Consider the following 19,052-nt stretch of genomic DNA (forward strand, 5'->3'; position numbering starts at 1 on the left):
GCGCATGCGGCTGCAGCCCCAGGGCCGAGCGGCGCGCGGCGGCGCGACGTCTCACCGCGGAGCCCCCTCGAAGGCCAGCTCCAGCGTGCCGCTGAAGCCGTCACCGCCGCGTTGCAGCGCCACCGCCACCGGCCGCGCCCGCGCGCCGACGCGGGCCTCGGCCAGCCACTCGCGCAGGGGCCCGGGGCCCACGCCGCCCAGGCGCACCAGCGCACGCTCGCCGCTGAACGTGAGCTGGGCTTTCGGGCCGAGGCGCCCGGTGGCGGCCTGCAGCGCGGCCCGGGCCTGCTCGGGCGGCACCGCCGCCGTCTCGCGCAGCGTGCGGGCCTCTGCGGCCAGCCGCCGCATCGTGTGCAGTTCGGCGTCGAGGCGGTCGATCTCGGCCGGCGCCTGCGCCAGCGTGCGCCAGGCCGGCTGCACGGCCAGCAGCCAGAGCAAGGCCAGCGCCACCAGCGCAGCAGCGGCAGCCACCAGCCGGCGCTCGCGCGGCGCCAAAGCCTGCCAGGCGGCGACGGCGCGCGGGCGCCAGGCGGGTGCGGCGCTCACGATCGGCTCCGCGCCACCGGCGGCGGCGGCAGCACGCTCACCTGCCCGGCGGCGAACTCGGCGGCATGGCCGCTGGCACGCAGGCGCTGCTGGAACTGCTGCCATTGCGGATCGCCCCAGGCGGGCACGGCCAGTGTCAGGCGGCCGGGCTCGAAGCGCAGTTGCGGCGCCGGGCCCACGCCGTCGGGCCAGGCCGTGGCGGCTGCGGCCAGCAGGGCCTCGAAGTCGCCCGCGCCGGCCTGTCCGGCACGGGCGCGCAGCAGCTCGGTCTCGCGCTGCATCTGCAACGGGGCGTCCAGCACCACCGGCACGCCCGGGTGGGCCTCGCGCAGCAGCGACACCCTCTCGGCCTTGCGCGCCCCGATCTGCTGGCGCTGCTGCCAGGCGTGCGCGTTCAAGCCCGCCAGCTGCACCACGACGAACGCGGCAAGCCCCCAGCGCACCGGGCGCCAGGCTGGGCTGCCCAGCACGCGCCAGCCCTCGCGCAGCGCCCGCGTGCCACGATGGCGCGGCGCCAGATCGAACTGCCGCAGGTTGCTGCCGCGCTCCGCAGCGGCCAGCAGCCGCTCGGCCTCGGAACGCACGGCCACGGCGTGGCCGAGCCAGCGCTCGGCGGCGGCGGCGGTGGCAGGGGTGGCCGTCCAGACGCCAGTGGCCGGCTCGCCCACGAGGCCGCGGGCGAGCGTGCCCTCCAGCGCCAGTTCGGCCACGCCATCGGGGCCGGCAAGCGTCAGCCGCAGCGGCCCGCCGTTGTCCTCGGCCATGCCGTCACCAGGGTGGAAGTGGCCCTGCCGCAGGCCCGTCGCGACGGCTGACGCCACATCGGCCACCGCCAAGGGCTCGGCCACGGCCACGACGCGGTCGATGGCCTGCCCACCCGCATCGTCAGCCTCAAGGGCCGACAGCGCGGCGGCCAGCCGGGCGCGGTCGGTGGCCGCCACCCAGCCGGCGCGGCCGGGCGAGGCCCCTTCGGCCAGCGCCAGGTGCAAGGCCTCGGCATCGTCCAGCAGCGCGTCCTCGAGCACGCCGGCCAGCGCGGCGCGCAGCCGGGCGGGCGGCGCCTTGGGCAGATCGATGCGGTGCCAGGCGACCTCTGCCGCGGCCAGCACGAGCACACGCCGGCTGGCGCGAGGCAGCAACGCTGCCGCGGCCTGGCCGGCATGCAGCACCAGGCCGGCGTCGTCGGCCAGCCAGAAGGGCCACTCGGCGGGCAGCGCGGTGCCGGCAACGGGCTCGTCGGCCGCGCCGCGGCCCGCCAGGCGCTGGCGCTGGCGCTGGGGCAGATGGACAACGAGCAGCGACATGCGTTCGGAGGGCGGCAGGCGGAGCGACCGGTCGGCTTGCGGGAAACGCCGACTGCAGCCGCCTATTGTGGAGGGGCGTGGATGCGGCTTGCGGGATGTTCAGCGCGCCGGCAGTGCAAAGCTGTGCCTGTCGCGCTGGAGCACGTCGACGCGGCCGTCACGCCGCTGCACAAGCGAGCGCTCCTCGAGCACGCGCTGCTCCAGCCGCAGGCGGCCGGCGACGTGGAAGTGCTGCGACGCCACGGCCAGGCGCAGGGGGTTGGGCGCCAGGCCCGGCGGCAACAGCGGCTGCAGCGCCTCCAGCGAGCGGAAGGGCTGGCGCTGGCGCTGCTGCACGATGCGCTCGGCACCACCCAGATCAAGCTGCTCGACGACGGCGGCCAGCACCTCGCGCGGCGCGGTGTTGACATTCACCGGCGTGGGCTGGGGCAGCAGGTCGACGTAGGGCGCCAGCCGCTCCAGAGTGGCCTCGTCGATGCCGAACCAGCCCAGCTCGCGCCAGCGCGTGGGCCGCAGCGCCGAGGCAGGCTGGCCCGAGGCCGCCGGCCCCGGCCCCAGCTCCGAGCCCCGCAATGCCTGCACCAGCCGAGTCGCAGCGTCGGCGGGCGCGCCGGCCAGCTCGACCAGCCGCGTCAGGGCCGCCAGCTGTGCGACGTCGACCTGCCCGGCGCCGTCGACCACGCCGCGCAGGTTGAAGCGCGACTGCGCGTCCTCGATGGCGCCGGAGATGAAGGCCTCGGGGCCGCTGTCGGCGTTGTTGTCGCGGTCGGCGGCCAAGAAGGACGACAGCCGCGCTTCGGCCAGGGGCTGCGCCCAGGGCTCGTCGAGCGAGTCGACCGGGCTGCCGCCGCGTGCGGCGCGCTCGTCCTCGCGCAGGATCAGGCGCGCCCAGTCGAGCGCGCCGTTGAGGATCCACGCGCTCTGCGCGCGCGCCCGCTCGGCGCCCTCGACGGCCACGGCCCGCTCCTGCTGCCACACCATGGCCGCGGCGGCGGCGGTGACGAGCGCGACGACGATCATCGCCAGCAGCAGCGCCACGCCGCGCTGAGGGCGCGGCGCCCGGGGGCACGGCGGGTGGTTCATGGTGCCGTCGGCCCGAGCGCGACGTCACGCGTGAGCGCGCCGCCTGCGAGCGCGACGACGATGCGCACCGCATCCGGCAGCAGCTGGCGCGGCGCCGCGGGCGCCCCGCCGGGTGCCACGACCTTGCCCGTGCTCTGCGCGTTGGCCCAGTTGCCGTCGTAGAAGAAGTAGACCTGCCAGCCCTCGGCCCCGTCGGCCAGCCTCACCTGCCCGGGCTCGGTGCCGAGCAGCTGCTGGGCCGCAAGCCAACCCTGCTGCAGCGCCTCGGCGCGCGTGTACGCGGGTGAGGTCCAGCGTTGCCAGCGGCCGTCGCGAACGGCCCAGGCGGCGATCACGATGCCGGCCTCGCTGCGACGCGTCAGGCGCACGGTCTGGCCGTCGAACTGCAGCGGCGGAGCCAGCCCGGTGTCGACCACCGCCTGCAGGTCCTGCTCCCACTGCGTCAGCACGGTGGCCAGGCGACCGGCCTGCTCGACCGCGCCGCGGCTGGCTTCGCGCGCCTTGAGCACCGACTCCAGTCCCTGCCAGGCCATCGCCGACAGCAGCGCCATCGCGAACAGCGCCACCAGCAGCTCGACCAGCGTGAAGCCCCGCGCGCGGCCCGCGCAGCCTGGGATGGAAGAGCGGATCATGGCCGCGGCAGCACGGTGGACAGCGTCACCAGCGGCCGGCCCTGCTCGTCCGCCACCTCGGCATCGACACGGCGGAAGCTGGGGTTGGGCGTGGGCCGCGTGCGCAGCGTGCCCTGGTAGCTGCGGCCGAGCTGCTGGCAGGCAAAGTCGCTGTCGCCCACACCCGGGAAGGCACGGCGCAGCCGCAGCTCGGTGAGCTGGTTGTCGGCACACCACTGCGCCGCGACCACGGCCTCGAGGCGGCGCGCGTTGTCGGTCAGCGCGTCCGCCGCACGCAGCCCGGCGGCCAGCGCCAGCGCCACGACGGCCAGCGCCACGAGCACCTCGAGCAAGGTGAAGCCGCCGTGGCGGCGCCTCGTCATGGCGCGGCCTCGTGCACGACGACGCCAAACGGCGCCAGCCCGTCGCTGGCCAGCTCCAGGCGGTGCGCGCCCAAGGACAACTGCACACGCTGCGGCGGCAGGATGGCTTCGGGGCCGAGCACCAGCTGCGGCGCGCCCACCACCCGGGCCTCGGTGCGCGGGTCGAGCCAGCGCGTGGGCAGCACCAGCGGCTTGGGCAGCCCCACAAAGCGGAACTGCAGCGGCTGCCCGGCCTCGTCGGTGGCCCGCTCATCGCCGCGGCGCGGCCGCCAGAACACCGGCGCGCCCGACACCCGCGACTCGGCGCGGGCGGTTTCGATCAGTGCCGCCAGGCGTTCGGCTTCCTCCTCGAGCCGGGCCCGCTCGCCGTCTGGCAGCGCCAGCGCGACCAGCCCCAGGCCGACGGCCACGACCGCCATCACGATCAACAGCTCCAGCAGCGTGAAGCCCGCGCTGCGCCGGGCACGGCCAGGCGCGTCGAAGGGGGGGCCGCGGCTACTGCCAGGTGCCGATGTCGGCATCCTTGCCCTCGCCGCCGGCCTGGCCGTCGGCGCCGAAGCTGAAGACATCGATCTCGCCGCGCACGCCCGGATTCAGATACTGGTAGGGCCGGCCCCAGGGGTCGGTGGGCAGTTTGTCGAGATAGGGCTTCCAGTTCGGCGGTACCGCGCCGGTCGTCGGGCGCTTCACCAGCGAGGCCAGGCCCTGCTCGGTGCTGGGGTAGCGCTGGTTGTCGAGCCGGTAGCGCTTGAGGGCCTGCACCAGGGTGTTGATGTCGGTGCGCGCCGCCGTGCCGCGGGCGTCATCGAGACTGGCAAAGAGGTTGGGCACGATCAACGCGCCGAGCACGCCGATGATCACGAGCACCACCAGCAGCTCGATCAGGGTGAATCCGCGCGCGCGCCGCGCGTGCCGGGGTGGGTTCGGCAGGCAGGCCACAGGCGAGGCAGGCAGGGCGGTGGGCATGGACACGGGGCGCCTCCGTGGCGCGTGGATAGCGGGGCCCGGCACGGCTGCCCAGGGCGGCAGGGCATGATAATCGCCACATGTGGGCACGCTGGATGACGCTGGGGGTGTGGGCGCTGGTGGCCGCTGCAGCCGTGGGCTGGGGCCTGCGCGTGTTCGTGCAAGCGCAGCCCGTGCCTGCGGGCACGCCGGTAGCCGACGCCTCGCCGATGCTGCAGGCCGATCTGACCCGGCTTCTAGGCGCAGACCCCGCGCAGGCCGCCGCGGCGCCCGAGGCAGCGGCACCCTCACCCGACGCCCGCTTCAGGCTGGTGGGCGTGGTGGCAGCGAAGGGCGCAGCCGGCACCGCCCGCAACCAACGCGAAGGCGTGGCGCTGATCGCAGTCGGCGACCGCCCGCCGCGGGCCTTCCGCGTGGGCTCGCTCGTTGAGGGCGACACGGTGCTGCAGGCCGTCAGCGCCCGTGGCGCCGAGCTCGGGCCGCGCGGCGGGCCGGTACGCGCCACGCTGCAGATGCCGGCGCTGCCGCCACCCGCCACCGGCGTGCTGCCACCCGCTGGGGTGACCCTGCCGAGCCCGCCGCCGTCGGCGCCGCCACCGGCCGACGAGCCGGGTCTGAGACCCCCCGCTCCGCCCCTGCGCAGCCCGAGCCCGGCACTGATGTAGCAGCGGCGCGTTCGCGCCGAGGGGCTTGCCGCAGCGGGCCGGGCATGGCCGGCGGGTTCTCGCCCACACCGGGTCAGCGCAGGAACAGGCCGTAGACCGGGTTGGCGGTTTCCTCGGAAAACGGATAGGCCAGCGTGCGCAGGAAGCCGTCGAAAGCCCCCTCGTCGCCGGCCGGCACCTGAATACCCACCAGGATGCGGCCGTAATCGGCGCCCTGGTTGCGGTAATGGAACAGGCTGATGTTCCAGCCCGGTTGCAGGGCCTCCAGGAAGCGCATCAGCGCGCCAGGCCGCTCGGGAAACTGAAAGCGGAACAGCCGCTCGTCGCGCGCCAGTTCGCTGCGGCCTCCCACCATGTGGCGCACGTGCTCTTTGGCGAGCTCGTCGTCGGTCAGGTCGACGGTGGCGAAGCCCTGCCGGCGGAACTGCCGGGCGATGCGCTCGGCCTCGTCGCGCCGGTGGATGGCCAGACCGACGAACACATGCGCCACGCGCTCATCAGAGATGCGGTAGTTGAACTCGGTCACCGCACGCGGGCCGATCAGCGTGCAGAAGCGGCGGAAGGAGCCACGCTGCTCAGGGATGGTCACGGCGAACAGCGCCTCGCGCTGCTCGCCGAACTCCGCGCGCTCGGCCACGAAGCGCAGGCGGTCGAAGTTCATGTTCGCACCGCAGGTGATGGTCACGAAGGTGCGGCCCTTGCAGCGCTCGCGCTCCACGTAGGCCTTGATCGCCGCCACCCCCAGGGCGCCGGCCGGCTCGAGGACGCTGCGCGTGTCCTGGAACACGTCCTTGATGGCGGCGCAGACGGCGTCGGTGTCCACGGTGACGATTTCGTCGACCAGCGCCCGCGCCACGCGGAAGGTCTCCACGCCCACCTGCTTGACGGCCGTGCCGTCGGAGAACAGGCCGACATCGGGCAGCGCGACGCGGCGGCCCTTGGCCAGCGACTGGCGCATGGCGTCGGAGTCGGTGGTCTGCACGCCGATCACGCGCACGCCCGGGCGCACGGCCTTGACGTAGGCCGCCACACCGGCAATCAGCCCACCACCGCCGATGGCCACGAACACGGCATCCAGCGGGCCCTGGTGCTGGCGCAGGATCTCCATCGCCACCGTGCCCTGGCCGGCGATGACGTCGGGGTCGTCGAAGGGGTGCACGAAGGTCAGCCCCTGGGCCTGCTGCACGGCCAGCGCGTGCTGGTGGGCGTCGGAGTAGCTGTCACCATGCAGCTCCACCTCGCCGCCCAGCGCCTGCACGGCATCGACCTTCAGCCGCGGCGTCGTCACCGGCATCACGACGACGGCGCGGCAGCCCATGCGCCGGGCCGCCAGCGCCACGCCCTGCGCGTGGTTGCCGGCTGAGGCGCAGATGACACCGGCGGCACGCTGTTCGGGCGTCAGCTGCGCCATCTTGTTGTAGGCGCCGCGCAGCTTGAAGCTGAACACCGGCTGCTGGTCTTCGCGCTTGAGCAGCACGGTGTTGCCGAGGCGGCGCGACAGGTTGCGCGCCGGCTCCAGCGGCGTCTCGCGGGCGACGTCGTAGACGCGGGCCGTCAGGATGCGCTGCAGGTAGTCGGTGGCCACGCGGCGCTGGCGCGGCGACAGCGGGGGGGCCGGCAGGTCTTGCGCGGCATCGGCGGGGCGGGGGCGGCCAGCGGGCATCGAATCGGGCTTCCTTCGTCGACGGTGGGCAGCGAAAAAAGGCCCGGAGCCTTGCAGCTCCGGGCCGAATCCACCCTTGCGGAGGTGGAGGAGACAACCGGTGGAGACCGTGTCCGGGGCCGCGGGCGGCGCCGTCGACGACTCGATGAAAAGCAGTCTATCACCGCGATGCTGCGGTGCAATATGCTCCCGGCATTCGATTTCTGGTGGCCGGACTCCAGACTCGATCCACGAGGAGAACACACGACATGGAATGCACCATCCACTGGACCCCCGGCACCGGCATGGGGTTCGTCGCCGAGACCGGCAGCGGCCACGTCATCATGATGGACGGCGCCCCCGACGGCGGCGGCCGCAACCTGGCGCCGCGGCCGATGGAGACCGTGCTGGCCGGCACCGGCGGCTGCACCGCCTATGACGTGGTGCTGATCCTCAAGCGCGGCCGCCACGAGGTGACCGGCTGCCAGGTCAGGCTGAGCAGCGAGCGCGCCGCCACCGACCCCAAGGTGTTCACCAAGATCCACATGCACTTCGTCGTCAGCGGCCGCGGCGTGCCGGCCGCCGCGGTGGAGCGCGCCATCGCGCTGTCGCACGAACGCTACTGCTCGGCCAGCATCATGCTGGGCAAGACGGCCGCGATCACCACGAGCTTCGAACTGGTGGATGAGGTCCGTTCGGGCTGAGCCTGTCGAAGCCCTGCCCCGGGGTGAGGTCCGTTCGGGCTGAGCCTGTCGAAGCCCCGCCCTGGGATGAGGTCCGTTCGGGCTGAGCCTGTCGAAGCCGCGCCCTGGGATGAGGTCCGTTCGGGCTGAGCCTGTCGAAGCCCTTCCCTGGGATGAGGTCCGTTCGGGCTGAGCCTGTCGCACACCTGCCCCGGGATGAGGTCCGTTCGGGCTGAGCCTGTCGAAGCCCTGCCCTGCCGCAGCGCTAGACCCGGTGCGCGACCGTCGTCATCACCTTCGCCGCGCCGCGCATCAACCAGCTCACCGGCAGCGGCAGCTCGGCGCCACCGGCCGCGCGCGCGTCTTCGGCGTGGCGCGCCTCGTCGGCCTTCATGGCCTCGACGATGGCCCGCGAGCGGCCGTCGCCGGCCGGCAGCCGCTCGAGATGGCCGGCGAGGTGCTGCTCGACCTGGCGCTCGGTCTCGATGACAAAGCCCAGGCTGGTGGCATCGCCCAGGCGGCCGGCCAGCAGCCCGATGCCGAAGGCGCCGGCATACCAAAGCGGGTTCAGCAGGCTGGGGCGGTCGCCCAACTCGTCCAGGCGTTGCTGCGTCCAGGCCAGGTGGTCGATCTCCTCGCGCGCGGCCAGCTGCATCTGCTGGCGCAGCCCGGGGGTGCGCGCCGTCAGCGCCTGTGCCTGGTACAGCGCCTGGGCGCAGACCTCGCCGACATGGTTGACGCGCATCAGCGCGCCGGCCTCGCGGCGCTCGGCCTCCGACAGGGCCGTGGCGTCGGCGCGAATGGCCGCCGCGGGGTTGGGGCGGGTGGCGTGCACCGCGCCGGCCAGGGTGCGCAAGGCCTGATCGGCGCTCGCCAGCAGGCGGTCGGTCAGGGACGGTGAATCGTGCCTCGGGTAATCCATGAGGCACCAATCTAGTGCCGCTCGGATCTCCGCGGTGGACGATGTGTTTCTCGTTGTTGCCGCACCACAAGGCGGGGGCTTTTCGGGCCCAAACCATGGAAAACGTCGAACCCGTCTGGTGCAATACCGTCAACTTCCGCTGCGGAGGTTGGCTCGATCAACCCCGCGCCGGGTGACACCCGCCCGATCGGGACCTCTTGTTAAACCAAGGAGATATTGGCAATGAAGAAATCTCTGTTCGCCCTGGCCGCTCTGACGGCGTTTGCGGGTGTGGCCTCGGCCCAGTCGTCCGTCACGCTGTTCGGCGTGGTCGACGCCAACGTGCGGAATGTGAAGAACAGCAGCGGCTCGCTGAAGTCGCTGAGCACCGACGGCATGGGTTCCAGCCGCCTGGGTTTCCGCGGCGTTGAAGACATCGGCGGTGGTCTGCGCGCGAGCTTCTGGCTCGAAGGTTCCCTGCAGGCCGACAACGGCAATGCCGCGGGCCAGAACTGGCAGCGTCGTTCCACGGTCAGCCTGACCGGCGGTTTCGGTGAAATCCGCCTCGGCCGTGATTACACCCCGGACTTCTGGAACCACACCGTGTTCGATCCGTTCGGCACCAACGGTGTCGGCAACTCGGTGAACGTGTTCGACACGAGCGGCAGCGGCGCCACCACCACGGTGCGTGCGAACAACTCGGTCGGCTACTTCCTGCCGGGCGGCATGGGTGGCGTCTACGGCCAAGTGATGGTCGCGGCCGGCGAAGGCGCTGCGGGCAACAAGCACATCGGCTTCCGCTTCGGCTATTCCGCCGGCCCGCTGAACGTCGCCGCCGCCTACGGCAAGACCGAGTCCACGGGCACGGTCGACTGGACCCGCTTCAACCTCGGCGGCTCGTACAACATGGGCTTCGCGACGGCCATGTTCCAGTACATCCGCTCGGAGACCTCGGGTGGCTCGGCCGACGGTCGCGGCCTGAACAACATCCTGCTCGGCGCCAACATCCAGGCCGGCGCCCAGGGCACGCTCAAGGTGTCGTACGTCAAGGCCGATGGCAATGGCAATACCGCCGCCGAGCAGGCGCGCGATGCCACCCAGTTCGCGTTCGGCTACCAGCACGCCCTGTCGAAGCGTACCAGCCTCTACGGCCACTACAGCCGCGTGAGCAACAAGTCGGGCGCCAACTTCACCGCCTCTGGCAGCGGCCCGACCAACGCCCTGGGCAAGGGTTCGACCGGCTACGAGTTCGGCGTCAACCACACCTTCTGATCGATGGCGGGCGCTTGCGCCCGCTTTCGTTTCGAAGCACGAGCCGCCCCCCGGGGCGGCTTTTTCTTGGTCCGACCCAGAACCCGCTGCCATGCGATGCCCCTTGCCCATCGCCGCCGCGCTGCTGCTGGCCGGCTGCGCGTCAGCCCCGCCGCCGTCCGCCGACGTCGGCTGGCACGCCGTGGCGCTGCCGGGCAAGGCCGCGACCCGCTACAAGCGGGTGCTCAAGGACGGCCGGCCCGCAGTGTTGGCGGTGGCGGAGCGCTCGGCCAGCCTGTGGCGCCAGCGCCTGGAGCCGCCGCGGGCGGTGCCCGGCGAGGTGAGCTTCTCGTGGTGGGCTCAGGCCCTGCTGGAGCAGGCCAGCGTGGCCGACGTGGACCGCGAGGACGCCACCGCGCGCGTGGTGTTCGGCTTCGGCGGTGACCACGCCCGGCTGTCGGCCCGCACACGCATGAGCTTCGACCTCGCCGAGGCGCTCACCGGCGAGCGCCCGCCCTTTGCCACCCTCATGTACGTGTGGGACGCCACAGCCCCCGTGGGCAGCGTGATCGTCAACCCGCGCAGCGACCGCATCCGCAAGATCGTCGTCGACTCCGGGCCCGAGGGTCTGCGCCGCTGGCGTGAGCACCGGCGCGACCTGGCCGCCGACTTCCGCCGCGCCTTCGGCGAGGAGCCCGGTCCGCTGAAATCGGTGGCCCTGATGACCGACAGCGACAACACCCGCGGCCAGGCCCGCACCTGGTACGGCGAGGTGCAGCTGCACCCCCCCGCCGGGCTGCCGGCGCCCTGAGCCGGTGTGAGCGCCTGGGCCCCATGCTCGCCTTCATCCTCCGCCGCCTCGCCCAGGCCGTCATCGTGATGCTCACGGTGGCCTTCCTGGCCTTCATGCTGTTCCAGTACGTGGGCGACCCCGTGGCGCAGATGCTCGGCCAGGACGCGACGCAGGCACAGCGCGAGGCGCTGGAGCGCGACCTCGGCCTGGACCAGCCCTTCCCGGTGCAGTTCGCTCGCTTCGTGGGCAACGCCGTGCAGGGCGAGTTCGGCCTCAGCCTGCGCCAGGGCCGGCAGGTGTCCACGTTGATCGCCGAGCGCTTTCCGGCCACGCTGGAGCTGTCGCTCGCCGCCGCGATGATCGCGCTCGTGGTGGGCGTGCCGCTGGGCGTGTACGCGGCGCTCAAGCGCGGGCGCTTCGGCGCGCAGGCGGTGATGCTGCTCTCGCTGCTGGGCGTGAGCCTGCCGACCTTCCTGATCGGCATCCTGATGATCCTGGTGTTCTCGGTGCAGCTGCAGTGGCTGCCCAGCTTCGGCCGCGGCGAGACGGTGCCGCTGTTGGGCAGCACCTCCTGGACGACGGGCCTGCTCACGGTCGACGGCTGGGCGCACCTGGTGTTGCCGGCGGTCACGCTCAGCGTGTTCCAGCTGGCGCTCATCCTGCGTCTGGTGCGCGCCGAGATGCTGGAGGTGCTGCGCACCGACTACATCAAGTTCGCGCGCGCCCGTGGCCTGAGCGACCGCGCCATCCACTTCCGCCACGCGCTGAAGAACACGCTGGTGCCCGTCATCACCATCACCGGTCTGCAACTGGGCAGCCTGATCGCCTTTGCCATCATCACCGAGACGGTGTTCCAGTGGCCGGGCATGGGCTTCCTGTTCATCCAGGCGGTGCAGTTCGCCGACATCCCGGTGATGGCCGCCTACCTGTGCCTGATCGCGCTGGTGTTCGTGATCGTGAACCTGGTGGTCGACCTGCTGTACTTCGTCGTCGACCCGCGGCTGCGCGTCGAGAAGCCGGCGGGGGGCCACTGACATGGCGGCACTCTCGATGTGGGGCCGCTGGCGCGACAGCGATGTCTGGCACAGCTTCAAGCGCTCGCCCACCGCCATCGTGGCGGCCGTGATCGCGGCCGTGTGCCTGTTCTGCAGCCTCTTCGCGCCCTGGGTGGCGCCGCACAACCCCTTCGACCTGGCAACGCTGAACCTGATGGACTCGCGCCTGCCACCGGCCTGGATGGACGGCGGCAACCCGAGCTACCTGCTGGGCACCGACGACCAGGGCCGCGACATCCTGAGCGCCCTCTTCTACGGCGCGCGCATCTCGCTGCTGGTGGGCCTGGCCTCGGTGCTGCTGTCGCTGGTGGTGGGCGTCGCTTTGGGCCTGCTGGCGGGCTTTGTGGGGGGCGCGGTCGACGCCTTCATCATGCGCGTGTGCGACGTGATGCTGTCGTTTCCGAGCATCCTGGTGGCGCTGCTGATCGACGGCATCGGCCGCGCGCTGTTTCCGAACGCACACGACACGCTGGCCTTCGGCGTGCTGATCTTCGCCATCGCGCTGACAGGCTGGGTGCAGTACGCGCGCACGGTGCGCGGCAGCACGCTGGTGGAGCGGCAGAAGGAGTACGTGCAGGCCGCGCGCGTGATCGGCGTGGCGCCGCTGCGCATCATGGCGCGCCACGTGCTGCCCAACGTGATGGGGCCGGTGCTGGTGCTGGCCACCATCCAGGTGGCGGCGGCTATCCTGACCGAGGCAACCCTGTCTTTCCTGGGCGTGGGCGTGCCGCCGACATCGCCCAGCCTGGGCACGCTCATCCGCATCGGCAACGACACGCTGTTCTCGGGCGACTGGTGGATCACCCTCTTCCCGGGCCTGATGCTGGTGCTGATCGCGCTGAGCGTGAACCTGCTGGGCGACTGGCTGCGCGACGCGCTCAACCCCAAGCTGCAATGAGCACGCCACCGTTGCTGGACGTGAAGGACCTGGTCGTGGAGTTCCCCACGCGCCGCGGCACGCTGCGCGCACTGGACCACGTGAGCTTCGCCATCGCGCCCGGCGAGATCCTGGGCGTGGTGGGCGAATCCGGCGCCGGCAAGAGCCTCACCGGCGCCGCGATCATCGGCCTGCTCGAACCGCCGGGCCGCATCGCCGGCGGCGAGATCCGCCTGCGCGGCGAGCGCATCGACGGCCTGCCGGCCGAGGCGATGCGCCGCATCCGCGGCAAGCGCATCGGCGCCATCTTCCAGGACCCGCTGACCTCGCTGAACCCCCTTTTCACCGTCGGCCAACAGTTGGTGGAGACGATCCGCGCCCACCTGCCGGTGTCGGACGCCGAGGCGCGCGAACGCGCCATCCGGCTGCTGGCCGAGACCGGCATCCCGGCGCCTGAGGCGCGCTTCGGCCAGTACCCGCACCAGTTCAGCGGCGGCATGCGGCAACGCGTGGTGATCACACTGGCGCTGGCGGCCGAGCCCGAGCTGATCGTGGCCGACGAGCCGACGACGGCGCTGGATGTGTCGATCCAGGCCCAGATCATTGCGCTCCTCAAGCGCCTGGCGCGCGAGCGCGGCACGGCGGTGATGCTCGTCACGCACGACATGGGCGTGATTGCCGAGACCTGCGACCGCGTGGCCGTGCTCTACGCCGGCCGGGTGGTCGAGATCGGGCCGGTGGCCGAGCTCATTCACCGCCCCGCGCACCCGTACACGCGCGGGCTCATGGGCGCTATCCCGGCGATGGACGACGACCGCGACGAGCTGCTGCAGATCGACGGCGCGATGCCGCGCCTGAACGCCCTGCCCGGCGGCTGCGCCTTCCACCCCCGCTGCCCCGCCGCCACCGCACGATGCACGCGCGAGCGGCCCGAGCTGATGGCGGCCGGCGGCGCGCGCGCCGCCTGCTGGCTGGTGGAGGCCGACGTCCAGACCGGAGCCCTGCGATGAGCGCGCCGCCGCTGGTGCAGGTGCGCGATCTGGCCAAGTGCTTCGACGTCTCGGCGCCCTGGCTCAACCGCGTGATCGGGCGCCTGCCGCGCCAGGTGGTGCACGCGGTCGACGGCCTCAGCTTCGACATCGAGCGCGGCACGACGCTGGCCCTGGTGGGCGAAAGCGGCTGCGGCAAAAGCACGGTGGCGCGGCTGCTGGTGGGGCTGCACGAACCTTCTGGCGGCGCCATCCACGTCGACGGCCAGCCTGTCACCGGCGCGCAGGCCCTGAAAAGTGTCGCACGCCGGGCGCTGCAGCGGCGGCTGCAGATGATCTTCCAGGACCCCTACGCCAGCCTCAACCCTCGCTGGAGGGTCGAGGACATCGTGGCCGAGCCGCTGCGCGAACACGGCCTGGTGGCCGGCCCTCAGGCGCAGCGCGCGCGCGTGGCCGAGCTGCTGCAGCAGGTGGGTCTGTCGGCGGCCGACGCCGCCAGATACCCGCATCAGTTCAGCGGCGGCCAACGCCAGCGCATCAGCATCGCGCGGGCGCTGGCCACGCAGCCGGAGTTCCTGGTGTGCGACGAGCCCACCTCGGCACTCGACGTCTCGGTGCAGGCCCAGGTGCTCAACATCATGAAGCGGCTGCAGCGCGAGCGCGGTCTGACCTACCTGTTCATCAGCCACAACCTGGCCGTCGTGCGCTTCGTGGCGGACCGCGTGGGCGTGATGTACCTGGGTCGCCTGGTGGAGGTGGCGCCCAAGCGCGAGCTGTTCGCCGCGCCGCGCCACCCCTACACGCGCATGCTGCTCGATGCCCTGCCGGACGTGCACATGAGTGGCCGCGCCCGCACGCCGGTGCAAGGCGAGGTGCCCAACCCCTTGCTGCCCCCAGGCGGCTGCAGCTTCCATCCGCGCTGCCCGCATGCCGACACACGCTGCCGCACCGAGCGGCCCGCGCTGGCCACCATCGGTGGCGTGCAGGTGGCCTGTCACGCGGTGCAGGAGGGCCGGCTGAGCGTGTGAGGGCTCTCAGCGCGGCAGCAGCCGCTCGCGCGCGAAGAGCTCGGCCACCGCCTCGCGCTCGCGGATCAGGTGCACGGCGTCGCCGTCCACCATCACCTCGGCGGCGCGCGGCCGCGTGTTGTAGTTGCTGGCCATGACCATGCCGTAGGCACCGGCCGACAGCACCGCCAGGCGGTCCCCGGCGCGCAGGGCCAGCAGGCGGTCGCGGCCCAGCCAGTCGCCGCTTTCGCACACCGGGCCCACCACGTCCCAGGTCCGCGCGGGCTCGTCGTGGCGCAGGCGGCAGGGCTCGATGGCCATCCAGGCCCCGTACATGGCCGGGCGCATGAGGTCGTTCATCGCCGCGTCGACGATGCAGAAGCTCTTGCCGCCCTCGTCGCTGGCGCCGGGCTTGAGCACCAGCGCGGTGGCCAGCAGCACACCGGCGTTGCCCACCAGAGAGCGCCCGGGCTCCAGCAGCAGCTCGCGGTGGCCGTGGCCGCGGGCGTCGATCCGCGCCTGCATCGCCGCCACCAGCTCGGCCGGCTCCGGCGGCTGCTCGTCGGTGTAGGTGATGCCCAGGCCACCGCCGACGTCGACGTGGTGGATGGCGATGCCCTCGGCCTCGACGGCTTCGACGAGGTCGAGCAGCCGGTCCAGCGCATCCAGGTAGGGCGCCAGCTGCGTGATCTGCGAGCCGATGTGGCAGTCGATGCCCTCCACGCGCAGGCCCGGCAGCGCCGCGGCATGGCGGTAGGCGGCCAGCGCATCGCCATGCGCGATGCCGAACTTGTTGCCCTTCAGGCCGGTGGAGATGTAGGGGTGCGTGCCGGCATCGACGTCGGGGTTGACGCGCAGGCTCACCGGGGCCACACGGCCCTCGCTGCGCGCCACGGCGTCGAGCGTGTCCAGCTCGGCCACGCTCTCGACGTTGAAGCAACGCACGCCGGCCCGCAGGGCGGCCCGCATCTCATCGGGCGTCTTGCCGACACCGGAGAACACCACCTGCGAGGGGTCGCCACCAGCGGCGAGCACGCGCGCCAGTTCACCGCCGGAGACGATGTCGAAGCCGACGCCGGCCTCGGCAAAGGTCTGCAGCACCGCCAGCGACGAATTGGCCTTCATCGCGTAACACACCAGGTGGCGGCGGCCGTGCAGGGCCTGGCGGTAAGAGGCCAGTGCCGCGCGCATGGCACCACGCGAGTAGACGTACAGCGGCGTGCCGTGGCGCGCGGCGAGCTCGTCAAGTGCATGGCCCTCGATCGTGAGCGCGCCGTCGGCGCGGCGCGCCACGAAGGGAGCACCCGGCAGTCGGCGGGGCGCGCTCATCGCGGCGCCGCCGTCGCGGGTGCGGACGCGGCAGCCGCGGGCGCCGCTGCGCTGGGCTTGGGCAGCGTCAGCGGCCCCTTCTGCCCACAACCCGCCAGCGCGAGGCCAGCCACCATGACGGCAACGCCGGCAAACCGCGTCGATAAACTCGTCTGAAGCCGATTCCCCATGCCGAGGATTTTATGAGCCTGCCCCCGGGCGCCCCCAAGAGCAGCCTGCCGTCCCTGCTCAGCGATGCCGAGTACCACGAGCGCACGCATGCGCTGTTGGCCCACATCGAGGCCACCTGCGACCGCTGGCTGCAGGACGACGTGATCGACATCGACACCCAGCGCACCGGCGGCCTGCTGGAACTGCACTTCCCCGGCGGCAGCAGGATCGTCGTCAACACCCAGCCGCCGCTGCACGAGCTGTGGCTGGCGGCGCGCGACGGCGGCTTCCATTACCGCTGGGACGGCAGGGCCTGGCGCGACACGCGCGACGGCAGCGAGTTCGTTGCCACGCTGTCGGCGCTGGCCAGCGCGCAGGCTGGGCGCACGCTGGGCTTCGCGCTCAACGCTTGAACAAGTCGAGGATCGAGCTGCGCTCCTGCGCCGATGGAGCCTTGGGCAGCGCCTCGCCCAGGCCGACACTGACGATGCCGGCACTGCCGGTGAACTCCTCGAACTTCCAGTAGCCGCCCTGCTGCACCACGCCCGCAGGCGGCTCGAACTCCTGCACCGGCACGCCCTGGAGCGCGTGCTGCATGAACTCGATCCAGATCGGCAGCGCCAGGCCGCCGCCGGTCTCGCGGCTGCCCAGCTTCTTGGGCGTGTCGTGGCCCACCCACACCACCGCGGTGAGCGTGGGCTGGTAGCCGGCGAACCAGGCGTCCATCGAGTCGTTGGTGGTGCCGGTCTTGCCGTACAGGTCGGGCCGCTTGAGCGTGGCCTGGGCGCGCGCCGCGGTGCCGCTGCGCGTGACCTCCTGCAGCAGCGTGTCCATCACGAAGGCGTTGCGCGCCGGCAGCGTGCGCAGCGCCTCGGTCAACTCGGGCGGCCGGGCCTGCAGCAGCACGCGGCCGCGGGCCTCGGCGATGCGGCTGATCAGCATCGGCGGCACCAGGTAGCCCCCGTTGGCGAACACGCTGTAGGCGGTGGCCATCTGCATCGGCGTCACGGTGCCTGCGCCCAGCGCCATCGTCAGATAGGGCGGGTGGCGCTCACGATCGAAGCCGAAGTGATCAAGCCAGCGTTGCGTGAACTCGGTGCCGGTGGCCTCGAGCACGCGGATCGAGACCATGTTCTTGGACTTGGCCAGCGCCACCTGCAGCGACATCGGGCCCTCGAAGGTGCCGTCGTAGTTCTTGGGCTCCCAGGGCTGACTGCCGGTGGCGGTGGCGTCGAAGAACAGCGGCGCGTCGTTGACGACGGTGGCCGGCGTGAACCCCTGCTCCAGCGCCGCCGAATAGACGAAGGGCTTGAAGCTCGAGCCCGGCTGCCGCCAGGCCTGGGTGACGCGGTTGAACTGCGTCTTGCCAAAGTCGAAGCCGCCGACCATCGCGCGCAGCTCGCCGGTCCGCGGGTCCATCGCCACCATCGCACCCTGCACCTCGGGCAGCTGCGTCAGCCGCCAGTTGCCTTGGGCGCGGCCATCTCCGGTCTGCAGGGCGCGCACCACGGCGCCGCGGCGTATCTGCCGCTGCGCCGGTGCCTTGGCCGCCAGCCCCGAGCCTACGGGGCGCAGCCCGTCGCCGGTGACGGTGATGACGTCGCCGGACTGCAGCATGGCGCGCACCTGTGTGGGCGAGGCCTCCAGCACCACGGCGGCCCGCAGCTCGCCGTTGTCGGGGTGCTCGGCCAGCGCCTCGGCCACCCGGGCATCGAGCAGCTTTTCGTCGGCGGGCAACTCGACGAAGGCCTCGGGGCCGCGGTAGTGCTGGCGCGACTCGTAGTCCATGAGCCCGCGGCGCAGCGCGTTCCAGGCCACCTGCTGGTCGGCCGCCTTCACGGTGACCGTGACGTCGAGGCCGCGCGTGTAGGCCTCGTCGCCGTACTGCGCGAACACCAGCTGGCGTGCCGCCTCGCCGACGAACTCGCCCCAGTCGGGTGAGTCGTCCCGGCGCTGCAGCTTCAGCGGCTGGGCCAGCGCTTCGTCATGTTGCGCCTCGGTGATGAAGCCGCTGACAAACATCCGCTCGATGATGTAGCGCTGGCGGATGGTGGCGCGCCGCGGGTTGCTGATGGGGTTGTAGGCCGAAGGCGCCTTGGGCAGGCCGGCGAGCATGGCGGCCTCGGCCACGGTGAGCTCCTTCATCGGCTTGCCGAAGTAGATCTCCGAGGCCGCCGCAAAGCCATACGCACGATGCCCCAGGAAGATCTGGTTCATGTACAGCTCGAGGATCTGGTCCTTCGTGAGCAGCCGCTCCATCTTCAGGGCGAGCAGGATCTCGTAGATCTTGCGCGTGAAGGTCTTCTCGGTCGACAGGTAGAAGTTGCGCGCCACCTGCATGGTGATCGTGCTCGCCCCCTGGCTGCGGGCGTCGCGCAGGTTCTCCAGCGCGGCACGGGCCACGCCCCGATAGTCGACACCGCCGTGCTGATAGAAGCGCGCGTCCTCCGCGGCCAGCACCGCGTCCTTCATCACCTGCGGGATCTGCGCGATCGGCGTGAAGCGGCGCCGCTCCTCGCCGAACTCGGCCAAGCGCACGCCGTCGGCCGAGAACACGCGCAGCGGCAGCTTGGGCCGGTAGTCGGTGAGCGCATCGATGGCCGGCAGGTTGGGATAGGCCACCGCCAGCGCCACGCCCACCAGCAGCACGAGCGCGGCCAGCCCTGCCAGCGCCAGACCTCCCAAGACGGCCAGCCCGCGAGCCACCCAGGCCAGGGGGCCACGGCGCGCGGGAGGTCTGGCAGCAGGCGGGTTCGACTCGGCGACGTCGGTCATCACGGGCTCGGCGGGCGGGAGCTTCATTGTGTGGGAAGCACG

The 19,052-nt window shown here is 72.3% G+C and carries 21 protein-coding genes; 9 read left to right on the forward strand and 12 right to left on the reverse strand.

Annotated features, from left to right (window positions below; all coding sequences use genetic code 11):
* Nucleotides 1–51: 51 nt before the first annotated feature.
* The 7 genes from KA711_01220 to gspG form a co-directional block, all read right to left on the reverse strand.
* Entirely contained in the window at nucleotides 52–651 is a 600-nt protein-coding gene (locus tag KA711_01220) for a type II secretion system protein M (GenBank protein MCM0607605.1), read from the reverse strand.
* The gene (locus KA711_01225) at nucleotides 543–1,850 is read right to left on the reverse strand and encodes a general secretion pathway protein GspL (protein ID MCM0607606.1); all 1,308 of its coding nucleotides are present in this window, start codon (nucleotides 1,848–1,850) and stop codon (nucleotides 543–545) included. Before KA711_01225 ends, KA711_01220 begins: the two co-directional genes overlap by 109 nt.
* A 99-nt stretch (nucleotides 1,851–1,949) precedes the next feature.
* Nucleotides 1,950–2,933, reverse strand: coding sequence for a type II secretion system minor pseudopilin GspK (gene gspK / locus KA711_01230; protein ID MCM0607607.1), 984 nt, complete (start codon nucleotides 2,931–2,933; stop codon nucleotides 1,950–1,952).
* Nucleotides 2,930–3,565 carry a prepilin-type N-terminal cleavage/methylation domain-containing protein gene (locus KA711_01235; protein ID MCM0607608.1) on the reverse strand — a complete coding sequence of 212 codons (636 nt, stop codon included), beginning with the start codon at nucleotides 3,563–3,565 and terminating at the stop codon, nucleotides 2,930–2,932. The genes gspK and KA711_01235 overlap by 4 nt, the downstream gene beginning before the upstream one ends.
* Nucleotides 3,562–3,927: a type II secretion system minor pseudopilin GspI gene (gene gspI, locus KA711_01240; GenBank protein ID MCM0607609.1), complete on the reverse strand. Its 366-nt coding sequence runs from the start codon at nucleotides 3,925–3,927 to the stop codon at nucleotides 3,562–3,564. Before gspI ends, KA711_01235 begins: the two co-directional genes overlap by 4 nt.
* A complete protein-coding gene (locus KA711_01245) occupies nucleotides 3,924–4,448 on the reverse strand; it encodes a prepilin-type N-terminal cleavage/methylation domain-containing protein (protein ID MCM0607610.1) in 525 nt (174 codons plus the stop codon). The genes gspI and KA711_01245 overlap by 4 nt, the downstream gene beginning before the upstream one ends.
* Entirely contained in the window at nucleotides 4,423–4,893 is a 471-nt protein-coding gene (gspG, locus tag KA711_01250) for a type II secretion system major pseudopilin GspG (GenBank protein ID MCM0607611.1), read from the reverse strand. The genes KA711_01245 and gspG overlap by 26 nt, the downstream gene beginning before the upstream one ends.
* 80 nt (nucleotides 4,894–4,973) lie before the next feature.
* On the opposite strand from gspG, the gene KA711_01255 reads away from it, so the two are divergent.
* Entirely contained in the window at nucleotides 4,974–5,558 is a 585-nt protein-coding gene (locus tag KA711_01255) for a hypothetical protein (protein ID MCM0607612.1), read from the forward strand.
* A 73-nt stretch (nucleotides 5,559–5,631) separates the two neighbouring features.
* On the opposite strand, the gene ilvA is transcribed toward KA711_01255, so the two are convergent.
* Nucleotides 5,632–7,221 carry a threonine ammonia-lyase, biosynthetic gene (gene ilvA, locus KA711_01260; protein MCM0607613.1) on the reverse strand — a complete coding sequence of 530 codons (1,590 nt, stop codon included), beginning with the start codon at nucleotides 7,219–7,221 and terminating at the stop codon, nucleotides 5,632–5,634.
* A 248-nt stretch (nucleotides 7,222–7,469) separates the two neighbouring features.
* Here ilvA and KA711_01265 point away from each other — a divergent pair, with 248 nt between their 5' ends.
* The gene (locus KA711_01265) at nucleotides 7,470–7,904 is read left to right on the forward strand and encodes an OsmC family protein (protein ID MCM0607614.1); all 435 of its coding nucleotides are present in this window, start codon (nucleotides 7,470–7,472) and stop codon (nucleotides 7,902–7,904) included.
* A gap of 244 nt (nucleotides 7,905–8,148) precedes the next feature.
* Here KA711_01265 and coq7 read toward each other — a convergent pair whose 3' ends face one another.
* Nucleotides 8,149–8,805 carry a 2-polyprenyl-3-methyl-6-methoxy-1,4-benzoquinone monooxygenase gene (gene coq7, locus KA711_01270; protein MCM0607615.1) on the reverse strand — a complete coding sequence of 219 codons (657 nt, stop codon included), beginning with the start codon at nucleotides 8,803–8,805 and terminating at the stop codon, nucleotides 8,149–8,151.
* A 222-nt stretch (nucleotides 8,806–9,027) separates the two neighbouring features.
* Here coq7 and KA711_01275 point away from each other — a divergent pair, with 222 nt between their 5' ends.
* The 6 genes from KA711_01275 (at nucleotide 9,028) to KA711_01300 (ending at nucleotide 14,777) form a co-directional block, all read left to right on the forward strand.
* Complete coding sequence (locus KA711_01275) at nucleotides 9,028–10,056, forward strand: porin (GenBank protein MCM0607616.1); 1,029 nt, start codon at nucleotides 9,028–9,030, stop codon at nucleotides 10,054–10,056.
* A 91-nt stretch (nucleotides 10,057–10,147) separates the two neighbouring features.
* Complete coding sequence (locus tag KA711_01280) at nucleotides 10,148–10,846, forward strand: DUF3047 domain-containing protein (GenBank protein ID MCM0607617.1); 699 nt, start codon at nucleotides 10,148–10,150, stop codon at nucleotides 10,844–10,846.
* A 23-nt stretch (nucleotides 10,847–10,869) separates the two neighbouring features.
* The gene (locus KA711_01285; GenBank protein ID MCM0607618.1) at nucleotides 10,870–11,862 is read left to right on the forward strand and encodes an ABC transporter permease; all 993 of its coding nucleotides are present in this window, start codon (nucleotides 10,870–10,872) and stop codon (nucleotides 11,860–11,862) included.
* 1 nt (nucleotide 11,863) lies between these two features.
* Nucleotides 11,864–12,781 (forward strand): ABC transporter permease, encoded by a 918-nt coding sequence (locus KA711_01290; protein ID MCM0607619.1) that lies wholly within the window; start codon nucleotides 11,864–11,866, stop codon nucleotides 12,779–12,781.
* Nucleotides 12,778–13,770 carry an ABC transporter ATP-binding protein gene (locus KA711_01295; GenBank protein MCM0607620.1) on the forward strand — a complete coding sequence of 331 codons (993 nt, stop codon included), beginning with the start codon at nucleotides 12,778–12,780 and terminating at the stop codon, nucleotides 13,768–13,770. Before KA711_01290 ends, KA711_01295 begins: the two co-directional genes overlap by 4 nt.
* Entirely contained in the window at nucleotides 13,767–14,777 is a 1,011-nt protein-coding gene (locus tag KA711_01300) for an ATP-binding cassette domain-containing protein (protein MCM0607621.1), read from the forward strand. Before KA711_01295 ends, KA711_01300 begins: the two co-directional genes overlap by 4 nt.
* A 6-nt stretch (nucleotides 14,778–14,783) precedes the next feature.
* Here the strand turns inward: KA711_01300 and lysA are convergent, their stop codons facing one another.
* Entirely contained in the window at nucleotides 14,784–16,085 is a 1,302-nt protein-coding gene (gene lysA, locus KA711_01305) for a diaminopimelate decarboxylase (protein ID MCM0607622.1), read from the reverse strand.
* Nucleotides 16,082–16,255, reverse strand: a complete 174-nt coding sequence (locus KA711_01310) for a lipoprotein (protein MCM0607623.1) — start codon at nucleotides 16,253–16,255, stop codon at nucleotides 16,082–16,084. Before KA711_01310 ends, lysA begins: the two co-directional genes overlap by 4 nt.
* Nucleotides 16,256–16,267: 12 nt before the next feature.
* Between KA711_01310 and cyaY the strand changes: the two genes are divergently transcribed.
* Entirely contained in the window at nucleotides 16,268–16,648 is a 381-nt protein-coding gene (gene cyaY / locus KA711_01315) for an iron donor protein CyaY (GenBank protein MCM0607624.1), read from the forward strand.
* On the opposite strand, the gene KA711_01320 is transcribed toward cyaY, so the two are convergent.
* Nucleotides 16,638–19,010, reverse strand: a complete 2,373-nt coding sequence (locus tag KA711_01320; GenBank protein MCM0607625.1) for a penicillin-binding protein 1A — start codon at nucleotides 19,008–19,010, stop codon at nucleotides 16,638–16,640. The two genes, cyaY and KA711_01320, sit on opposite strands and share 11 nt — an antisense overlap.
* Nucleotides 19,011–19,052: the final 42 nt, after the last annotated feature.

The organism is Ideonella sp. WA131b (assembly GCA_023657425.1).
GTDB lineage: Bacteria > Pseudomonadota > Gammaproteobacteria > Burkholderiales > Burkholderiaceae_C > Rubrivivax.

Coding starts and splice junctions, on each gene's coding strand:
- KA711_01300 (MCM0607621.1), top strand. CDS start 13,767: ATGAGCGCGCCGCCGCTGGTGCAGGTGCGCGATCTGGCCAAGTGCTTC.
- ilvA (MCM0607613.1), bottom strand. CDS start 7,221: ATGCCCGCTGGCCGCCCCCGCCCCGCCGATGCCGCGCAAGACCTGCCG.
- cyaY (MCM0607624.1), top strand. CDS start 16,268: ATGAGCCTGCCCCCGGGCGCCCCCAAGAGCAGCCTGCCGTCCCTGCTC.
- KA711_01275 (MCM0607616.1), top strand. CDS start 9,028: ATGAAGAAATCTCTGTTCGCCCTGGCCGCTCTGACGGCGTTTGCGGGT.
- KA711_01285 (MCM0607618.1), top strand. CDS start 10,870: ATGCTCGCCTTCATCCTCCGCCGCCTCGCCCAGGCCGTCATCGTGATG.
- KA711_01235 (MCM0607608.1), bottom strand. CDS start 3,565: ATGATCCGCTCTTCCATCCCAGGCTGCGCGGGCCGCGCGCGGGGCTTC.
- KA711_01310 (MCM0607623.1), bottom strand. CDS start 16,255: ATGGGGAATCGGCTTCAGACGAGTTTATCGACGCGGTTTGCCGGCGTT.
- KA711_01220 (MCM0607605.1), bottom strand. CDS start 651: ATGGCAGCAGTTCCAGCAGCGCCTGCGTGCCAGCGGCCATGCCGCCGA.
- KA711_01320 (MCM0607625.1), bottom strand. CDS start 19,010: ATGACCGACGTCGCCGAGTCGAACCCGCCTGCTGCCAGACCTCCCGCG.
- KA711_01255 (MCM0607612.1), top strand. CDS start 4,974: ATGTGGGCACGCTGGATGACGCTGGGGGTGTGGGCGCTGGTGGCCGCT.
- gspG (MCM0607611.1), bottom strand. CDS start 4,893: ATGCCCACCGCCCTGCCTGCCTCGCCTGTGGCCTGCCTGCCGAACCCA.
- KA711_01280 (MCM0607617.1), top strand. CDS start 10,148: ATGCGATGCCCCTTGCCCATCGCCGCCGCGCTGCTGCTGGCCGGCTGC.
- gspK (MCM0607607.1), bottom strand. CDS start 2,933: ATGAACCACCCGCCGTGCCCCCGGGCGCCGCGCCCTCAGCGCGGCGTG.
- KA711_01225 (MCM0607606.1), bottom strand. CDS start 1,850: ATGTCGCTGCTCGTTGTCCATCTGCCCCAGCGCCAGCGCCAGCGCCTG.
- KA711_01295 (MCM0607620.1), top strand. CDS start 12,778: ATGAGCACGCCACCGTTGCTGGACGTGAAGGACCTGGTCGTGGAGTTC.
- coq7 (MCM0607615.1), bottom strand. CDS start 8,805: ATGGATTACCCGAGGCACGATTCACCGTCCCTGACCGACCGCCTGCTG.
- gspI (MCM0607609.1), bottom strand. CDS start 3,927: ATGACGAGGCGCCGCCACGGCGGCTTCACCTTGCTCGAGGTGCTCGTG.
- KA711_01290 (MCM0607619.1), top strand. CDS start 11,864: ATGGCGGCACTCTCGATGTGGGGCCGCTGGCGCGACAGCGATGTCTGG.
- KA711_01245 (MCM0607610.1), bottom strand. CDS start 4,448: ATGCCGACATCGGCACCTGGCAGTAGCCGCGGCCCCCCCTTCGACGCG.
- KA711_01265 (MCM0607614.1), top strand. CDS start 7,470: ATGGAATGCACCATCCACTGGACCCCCGGCACCGGCATGGGGTTCGTC.
- lysA (MCM0607622.1), bottom strand. CDS start 16,085: ATGAGCGCGCCCCGCCGACTGCCGGGTGCTCCCTTCGTGGCGCGCCGC.